The sequence below is a fragment of the Mycobacterium sp. E1386 genome (assembly GCF_001672745.1).
GTDB lineage: Bacteria > Actinomycetota > Actinomycetes > Mycobacteriales > Mycobacteriaceae > Mycobacterium.
In genome coordinates this window covers 1-7,391 of record NZ_LZKH01000194.1, presented here as the reverse complement: position 1 = coordinate 7,391, position 7,391 = coordinate 1, and the positions used below count along the sequence as shown (strand labels likewise).

Below are 7,391 nucleotides of genomic sequence, written 5' to 3'. Positions count from 1 at the left end.
CTGCGCCGACATCGCGGGGATCGCGGAGGTCTGCCACGCGCGCGGCAAGCCGTTGATCATCGACGAGGCCTGGGGGGCGCACCTGCCGTTCCACGAGAACCTACCGACCTGGGCGATGGATGCCGGTGCGGACGTCTGCGTTGTCAGCGTCCACAAGATGGGCGCCGGCTTCGAACAGGGCTCCGTGTTTCACGTGCAGGGCGACCTGATCGATCAAGACCGCTTGTCGGCCTGCGCGGACCTGCTGATGACCACCAGCCCCAACGTCCTGGTGTACGCCGCGATGGACGGGTGGCGGCGCCAGATGGTGCAGCACGGGCACGAATTACTGGATGGGGCATTGGATCTCGCGTGCCAGCTGCGCAAGGACATCGAATCCATCCCGGATGTACAGGTGCTCGACGACGAATTGCTCGGTGTGCAGGCGTCGCACGACCTGGACCGAATGCAAGTGTTGATGGACGTGTCCGCCACGGGCACCTCCGGTTATCAGGCGCACGACTGGCTGCGCGAGCACGCCCACATCGACACCGGGATGAGCGATCACCGCCGCATCCTGGCGACACTGTCGATGGCCGACGACAAAGACACCGCCGGCCGCCTCACGGATGCGCTGTGGGCCTGGCGCAAAGCCGCCCACGACTTCGAGCCGCCACCACGCATCGACCTGCCGTCACCGGAGCAGATGGAGCTGGAAACCGTCTGCCTGCCGCGCGACGCGTTCTTCGGGCGCGTCGAATCGGTATCCACCGACCGAGCCACCGGCCGCGTCGCCGCCGAGCAGTGCACACCGTATCCGCCGGGCATTCCCGCCGTCGTACCCGGCGAGCGCCTCAACGGGGCTGTGCTGGACTACCTGTGTTCCGGTGTGCGCGCCGGCATGAACGTCCCCGACGCGGCGGATCCGTCACTGCAGACAATCCGCGTGCTTGCCTAGCGGCGATCGCAAGCGCGGGGAACCCGGGCGCCGCGGGTCACCGCCATATCATCTCCGCGGGCGCGACATCACCCGATTGCCAACGGCTTTGACGCTGTCGGGCAGCACGCGGTTGGCAGCACCCATGGCCTTGACGAGGACCGACCCGGCGACGACCTTCTGATCGCCGCGCATCAGCGACTCGAACCCTTGCCGCGCGACCTTGGCGGGATCGTCTTTGGGGCCCTTGCCCATCAGGGACTCAACCATCTTGGCTCGGCCGAAGAAATTGGTGTCCGTCGGTCCGGGCATCAGCGCCGTGACAGTGATTGGGGTGCCGCGCAATTCATCCTGGAGCGCTTCGGCGAACGATTGGACGAAAGACTTCGACGCGTTGTACACCGGCTGATACGAACCCGGCATCTGGGCCGCAATGGACGACGTGAACAGCACCTTGCCCGAGTCACGATTCGCCATGTCGCGCAACACCAGCTTGGCCAGGTGAACCGTCGAGCGCACGTTGAGGTCGACGATGCTGAGGTCGTCGGCGAGTTCGCTCTTGAGGAACATCTCGCCGCGGCCGATGCCGGCGTTGAGGGCCGCGGCGGCCAGCACGCGGTCGCCTTCGATCGTGCTCTGGTACAAGTGCTCCACCCCCTCGGGGGTGCGAAGGTCGACCTGGATCGGCTGGACGGCGGAGTCCCACCGGGAGAGTTTGTCCGGTACGTCCCTGATGGCGTCCTCTTCGGCCGCCACGACCAGGTCGTAGCCGTGTTGGGCGAACTGCTTGGCCAGTTCGAGCCCAATGCCGCTGGACGCGCCGGTCACTAAAGCTAACTGTGCTTGGGTCATACGCGACGGCTACCCGTCGTCGATGCCACCAAACTTCAGAAGCCCAGCCGACCAAGCTGTTTGGGGTCGCTCTGCCAGTTCTTGGCGACCTTGACGCGCAGGTCGAGGTAGACCTTGGTGCCGAGCAACTTTTCGATCTGGCCGCGCGCCGCGGTGCCCACCTGTCGCAGCCGGGCGCCGCCCTTGCCGATGACTATCCCTTTCTGGCTGTCGCGCTCGACGTAGAGCAGCGCGTGCACGTCGATGAGGTCGTCGCGGTCCTCCCGGGGGTTGACCTCGTCGATGACCACCGCCAGCGAGTGCGGCAGCTCGTCGCGGACGCCCTCCAACGCGGCCTCACGAATGAGCTCCGCCATCAGGACTTCCTCGGGCTCGTCGGTCAGCTCGCCGTCGGGGTAGTACGCGGGGCCGGGGGGCAGCGCCGCGGCGAGCACGTCGATCAGCACGTCGACCTGTGCCCCGGTGGCCGCGGAAACCGGGACGATCTCCGCCGAGTCGCCGACCAGCTCGCTGACCGCGACCAGCTGCGCGGCCACCCGGTCCCTGGGCACCTTGTCGATCTTGGTGACGATGGCCACCAGCGCCGTCTTCGGTGCGTTGGAACGGATTTGGTCGACGATCCATCGGTCGCCCGGGCCGATCGCCTCGTCGGCCGGGATGCACAACCCGATCACGTCGACTTCGGCATAGGTGTCGCGCACCAAGTCGTTGAGCCGCTTGCCCAGCAGAGTGCGCGGCCGGTGCAGGCCCGGCGTGTCGACCAGGATGATCTGGAAGTTCTCCCGGTGCACGATGCCGCGGATGGTGTGCCGGGTGGTCTGCGGCCGCGTCGAGGTGATCGCCACCTTGGTGCCGACGAGGGCGTTGGTCAGTGTCGACTTACCGGTGTTCGGCCGGCCGACCAAACACACGAAGCCGGAATGGAATTCGGTCATTCGCCGGCGCCCCGCCGCTCAGCCATGCTCGTCGGCCCCACGACCGGCGGAGCCGTTGGACTCGGGCTCGGCCGGGCTCAGCAGGACCGTGCCGATCCGTACCCGCCCCCGGTGGTCGGTGCCGCCTTCGGCTTGCAGGCGCAGGCCATGCGAGACCACCTCGGCCCCGGGCAGCGGAACCCGGCCCAGTTCCAAGGCGAGCAGACCGCCGACGGTATCGACGTCGAGGTCGTCGTCGAAGTCCACATCGTAGAGCTCGCCGAGGTCTTCGATGGGCAACCGCGCCGAGACGCGAAAACGTCTGTCGCCCAGGTCTTCTACCGGTGCCGTCTCCGCCTGGTCGTACTCGTCGGCGATCTCGCCGACGATCTCCTCCAGCACGTCTTCGATGCTCACCAGGCCGGCTATGGCGCCGTACTCGTCGACGAGAAGCGCCATGTGGTTGCGGTCGCGCTGCATTTCGCGCAGCAGCGTATCGAGCGGCTTGGAGTCCGGCACGAACACCGCCGGACGCATCACCTGCGCCACCGTAATGCCCCGGCCCCCGTCCCCGGACAGAAAGCTCTGCTGCACAAGGTCTTTGAGGTACACGACGCCGACGATGTCGTCGACGTTCTCGCCAATCACCGGGATGCGCGAATGCCCACTGCGCACCGCGAGGTTCAACGCCTGACTGGCAAGCTTGTCGCTTTCGATCCAGATCATCTCGGTGCGCGGCACCATCACCTCGCGGGCCGGGGTGTCGCCGAGCTCGAAGACCGACTCGATCATCCGGCGTTCGTCGGCGGCGACCACGCCGCGCTGCTGGGCCAGATCCACGACTTCGCGAAGCTCGATCTCGGACGCGAACGGCCCGTTGCGCAGGCCGCGCCCCGGCGTCAGCGCATTACCCAGGACCACCAGCAACCGGCTGAGGGGCATCAACAACCACGAAATGAGCCGCAGCGGAACGGCCGTCGTCAACGAAATGGAATACGCGTGCTGGCGACCCAGCGTGCGCGGACCGACCCCGATGACGACGAAACTGATGACCACCATGGTCGCGGCGGCCCCGAACAACGCCCAGCTCAGGCCGAAGTTGTCGTACAGGAAAAGCACCAACAGCACGGTCGCCGTGATCTCGCAGGTGATGCGCAGCAGCACCACCAGGTTGATGTAGCGCGGCCGCTCGGCCATCACCTCGGCCAGCGACACGGCGCCGGGCCGCTCCTCGCGCACCAGCTCCTGGACACGGGCCAGCGACACGGTGCTGATGGCGGCATCGATCGCCGCGAACAGCCCGCCGATAGCGATGAGCGCCATCGCGCCGAGCAGCCAAGAAAGACCGGTCAATTCCCGGAAGACCTTGACGTGGTGACAGGCTCCCCTACGTCGTCGTCGCTCCGCTTCCGACTGAGGGCCCAGGCGGTAAGGCACACCACTATCCCCAGCGTCCCGTAGCCCAGCGCCGAAGGCCACCAGGGCTGGGCGGGTTGGGTCGGCTCCTCGTGCGGCCGCACGGCGAGCACCACCAGGAAGTTGCCGTCGTCGGTCGGCCCGGCGTGCGGCAACGACTGGGTCTTCGTCACCCTGATCTGGGCGCTGCTGCTGCTGGAGTCGTTGATCTCGCCCCAGGCCATAGTGGAGTCGTCGAGCAAGAAGGTCTGCTGACTGCCCCCGGGCTGGCTTTCGTCCCGGCCCACGACCGCCACCTGGGCGACCTCCACCGTCTGGGTGGCGGCGGGGACAGCGACCAGGACAGTCTGGTACAGCTTCGGGGGGGCCGGCGGTTTGAAGTCCGGTGGCGGGGGGCCGTTAAAGCCGTCCGGCGGTACCGAGCCACCGCCATAGAAGCTGCCCGCCGCCACCCAGCTGTCACCGACCGCGGTGAACGGGACCACGCCGACGGTCGCGGCGTCCAGCACGATGCGCGAACCGGGCGCCAGATACGCCTCGCGGTCGGAACCGTTGTAGGAGTAGCGGAAGACCATGCCCTCTTTCAGAGGGTTGAAGAGCGCCGGGCGGCGGTAGGCGTCGTCGTAGTCGACGTAGTCCCAGTGGCGGGGGCGGACCAGCTTCTGATTGTCGACCTTGAGGACGTCGACGTTTTCCCGGTGGTTGCTGACGACATTCTGCACCCGCTGGTTGAAGTCGACCTGCTTCGGTGGCTTCGGGGGGTCGGCGGGATTGACCCGCGTCGCCGGTGCGGCCTTGGCCGCCGCGACCGCCTGCGGCGGAACGTCGAGCCCCCGCGGCGGGGCCACCACCGAGACGTTTCTCGACGCGTCGGGGCCCGGCGGGTTGATCGTGGCAACCGGGTTGGTGGGCGGCAGGTTTGGCGGGATGGCCGGCGGCGCATGCACCGGCTCCGGGCTCGGCGGCACGTACGGGGGAAGCTCGGGAACCTGCACCTGGGTCGGGGACGGCTGAGCCCGGCGCGGCGGCGCGTCCTGGGAGCACACGTTGGAGGTGTGATACTGCGCCACCAGATACTGACACCAATTGCAGCTGGTCGGGTTCGACCCGCCACCGGCGCAGGGGGCCGCCTCCGCCGCCCCGATCGTGTTGGCCACCAACGAGATCGGCGCGAAGACGATGGCGGCCGCAGCCGCGATTCCGAGTGCTTTGCGTAGGTTCAATTGTCGAAATACCTTGACTTGTCCAGCAATTGGCGGTCCCGCTCCTGCTGGCGGTCCTGATGGTAGGCCTCGACTTGCTCGGCGACCCACTCTTCGAGCAACCGGTCCTGAAGGGTGAACATCTCTTTTTCCTCGTCCGGCTCGCCGTGGTCGTAACCCAGCAGATGAAGCACGCCGTGGATGGTCAACAGCGCCAACTCGTGGCCGAGGCTGTGCCCCGCCGCGTCGGCCTGCCCGGCAGCGAATTCCGGGCACAGGACGATGTCACCCAGCATCGACGGCCCCGGCTCCGGGGCGTCGGGCCGGCCACCCGGCTCGAGCTCGTCCATCGGGAAACTCATCACGTCCGTCGGCCCCGGCAGATCCATCCACCGCATGTGCAGGTCGGCCATGGCCGCGGTGTCCAACAGCACCATCGACAGTTCGGCCGCCGGGTTGACGTCCATCTTGGCGATGACAAATCGTGCGACGCTGATCAACTCCGTTTCGGAGACGTCGATGCCCGACTCGTTGGACACTTCGATGCTCATGAGACGCCCATCAAACAGTCACAGCCCTCATCACCGGCGCCCACGGGAGACCGACGCGCGCCGAGCCGCCCGGTTCATCGTCAGGCCCGGCTCTTCGAATCTGGCGTAGGCGTCGACGATTTCGGAGACCAGCCGGTGGCGCACCACGTCCACACTGGTCAGCTCCGCGATGTGGATGTCCTCGACGCTGTCCAGGATCTCGATCGCCGACCGCAGACCCGACTTGGCGCCGCCGGGAAGATCCACCTGGGTGATGTCGCCGGTGATGACCATCTTCGATCCGAAGCCGAGCCGGGTGAGGAACATCTTCATCTGCTCTGCGGTGGTGTTCTGCGCCTCGTCGAGGACGATGAAGGCCGAATTCAGCGTGCGGCCACGCATATACGCCAGCGGCGCGACCTCGATGACCCCGGCGGACATCAGCTTGGGGATCAGCTCGGGATCCATCATGTCGTACAGGGCGTCATACAGCGGCCGCAGATACGGGTCGATCTTCTCGCTGAGTGTGCCCGGTAAAAAGCCAAGGCGCTCACCGGCTTCCACCGCCGGCCGGGTCAGGATGATGCGGTTCACCTGTTTGGTCTGCAACGCGCTGACCGCCTTGGCCATCGCCAGGTACGTCTTGCCGGTGCCTGCCGGGCCGACCCCGAAGACGATGGTGTTGGCGTCGATCGCGTCGACGTAGCGCTTCTGGTTGAGCGTCTTGGGCCGGATCGTCTTGCCGCGCCGCGACAGGATGTCCAGGGTGAGCACTTCGGCCGGCGACTCGTTGTCGGTGCCGGCCAGCATGGCGACGCTGTGGCGGACCACCTCCGGCGTCAACGGCTGACCGTTGGCGACGATCGCGACGAGTTCGGAGATCGCGCGCTCGGCCAGCGCGACGTCGGCGGGCTCGCCCGAGACGGTCACGGCATTGCCACGCACGTGCAGGTCGGCGTTCAGGCTGCGCTCCAGCGCGCGAAGGTTTTCGTCCGCCGAGCCCAACAAGCCGACGACGACATCGGGCGGAACATCGATGCTGCTGCGTACTTCGGCGTTGGCCTGGAGGCCTCCGGCTGCGTCAACAGCGCTGGTCTCGCGGGGCGTCACGTGGCTCTCGATGCCTGCTTTCTCGGTTTGTCGGTGGTTTGCTCGGCTGCCTAAGTCTACGCCGGGGCCCCAGATTGGTCAGCCTTCAGCCGCGTATTCGCGGGGGCCGGATGATTGCCTCGCGACGGGCCCATCCGCACCGGTCCGCCCGGGACCAGCGACGACGCGGCACGATCGCGCTACGCCCTACAGGGTGGAGGCGTGGTCCCACCGTGGGGTTAGCACGCCGAGCGCCCCCAGCGCCACCGCCGCGGCGGTCGACGTGCGCAGCACCTGGGGGCCTAGCCGCACCGGCACCGCCCCCGCTTCGGTCAACGCGGCGATCTCGTCGGGCGCGATGCCGCCTTCGGGACCAACCACGACAAGCAGCGCGGTCGCGCGGGCGATATCGAGTTTGGTCAGCGGGTCGGTGGCCGACTCGTGCAGGGCCAGCGCCACGGCTCCGGCGGCC

8 protein-coding genes are annotated in these 7,391 nt (G+C 67.4%); 1 reads left to right on the top strand and 7 read right to left on the bottom strand.

Annotation, left to right across the window (positions count from 1 at the left end):
• A partial coding sequence (locus tag A5709_RS19665; protein ID WP_369827383.1) for an aminotransferase class I/II-fold pyridoxal phosphate-dependent enzyme occupies nucleotides 1-937 on the top strand: 937 nt, incomplete at its 5' end.
• 48 nt (nucleotides 938-985) lie between these two features.
• On the opposite strand, the gene A5709_RS19660 is transcribed toward A5709_RS19665, so the two are convergent.
• The 7 genes from A5709_RS19660 to A5709_RS19630 all read right to left on the bottom strand — a co-directional run.
• Nucleotides 986-1,768, bottom strand: a complete 783-nt coding sequence (locus A5709_RS19660) for an SDR family oxidoreductase (protein ID WP_068121800.1) — start codon at nucleotides 1,766-1,768, stop codon at nucleotides 986-988.
• A 35-nt stretch (nucleotides 1,769-1,803) separates the two neighbouring features.
• Nucleotides 1,804-2,703 carry a GTPase Era gene (gene era, locus A5709_RS19655; RefSeq protein WP_067944065.1) on the bottom strand — a complete coding sequence of 300 codons (900 nt, stop codon included), beginning with the start codon at nucleotides 2,701-2,703 and terminating at the stop codon, nucleotides 1,804-1,806.
• Between the two features lie 18 nt (nucleotides 2,704-2,721).
• Nucleotides 2,722-4,035, bottom strand: coding sequence for a hemolysin family protein (locus A5709_RS19650; RefSeq protein WP_067944066.1), 1,314 nt, complete (start codon nucleotides 4,033-4,035; stop codon nucleotides 2,722-2,724).
• Nucleotides 4,032-5,321, bottom strand: a complete 1,290-nt coding sequence (locus A5709_RS19645) for a hypothetical protein (protein ID WP_068121797.1) — start codon at nucleotides 5,319-5,321, stop codon at nucleotides 4,032-4,034. The genes A5709_RS19650 and A5709_RS19645 overlap by 4 nt, the downstream gene beginning before the upstream one ends.
• Nucleotides 5,318-5,851, bottom strand: coding sequence for an rRNA maturation RNase YbeY (gene ybeY, locus A5709_RS19640; RefSeq protein ID WP_067944067.1), 534 nt, complete (start codon nucleotides 5,849-5,851; stop codon nucleotides 5,318-5,320). The genes A5709_RS19645 and ybeY overlap by 4 nt, the downstream gene beginning before the upstream one ends.
• Nucleotides 5,852-5,881: 30 nt before the next feature.
• Entirely contained in the window at nucleotides 5,882-6,940 is a 1,059-nt protein-coding gene (locus A5709_RS19635) for a PhoH family protein (RefSeq protein WP_067944069.1), read from the bottom strand.
• Nucleotides 6,941-7,126: 186 nt separating this feature from the next.
• A partial coding sequence (locus tag A5709_RS19630) for an RsmE family RNA methyltransferase (protein ID WP_156768107.1) occupies nucleotides 7,127-7,391 on the bottom strand: 265 nt, incomplete at its 5' end.

Coding starts and splice junctions, on each gene's coding strand:
- A5709_RS19660 (WP_068121800.1), bottom strand. CDS start 1,768: ATGACCCAAGCACAGTTAGCTTTAGTGACCGGCGCGTCCAGCGGCATT.
- era (WP_067944065.1), bottom strand. CDS start 2,703: ATGACCGAATTCCATTCCGGCTTCGTGTGTTTGGTCGGCCGGCCGAAC.
- ybeY (WP_067944067.1), bottom strand. CDS start 5,851: ATGAGCATCGAAGTGTCCAACGAGTCGGGCATCGACGTCTCCGAAACG.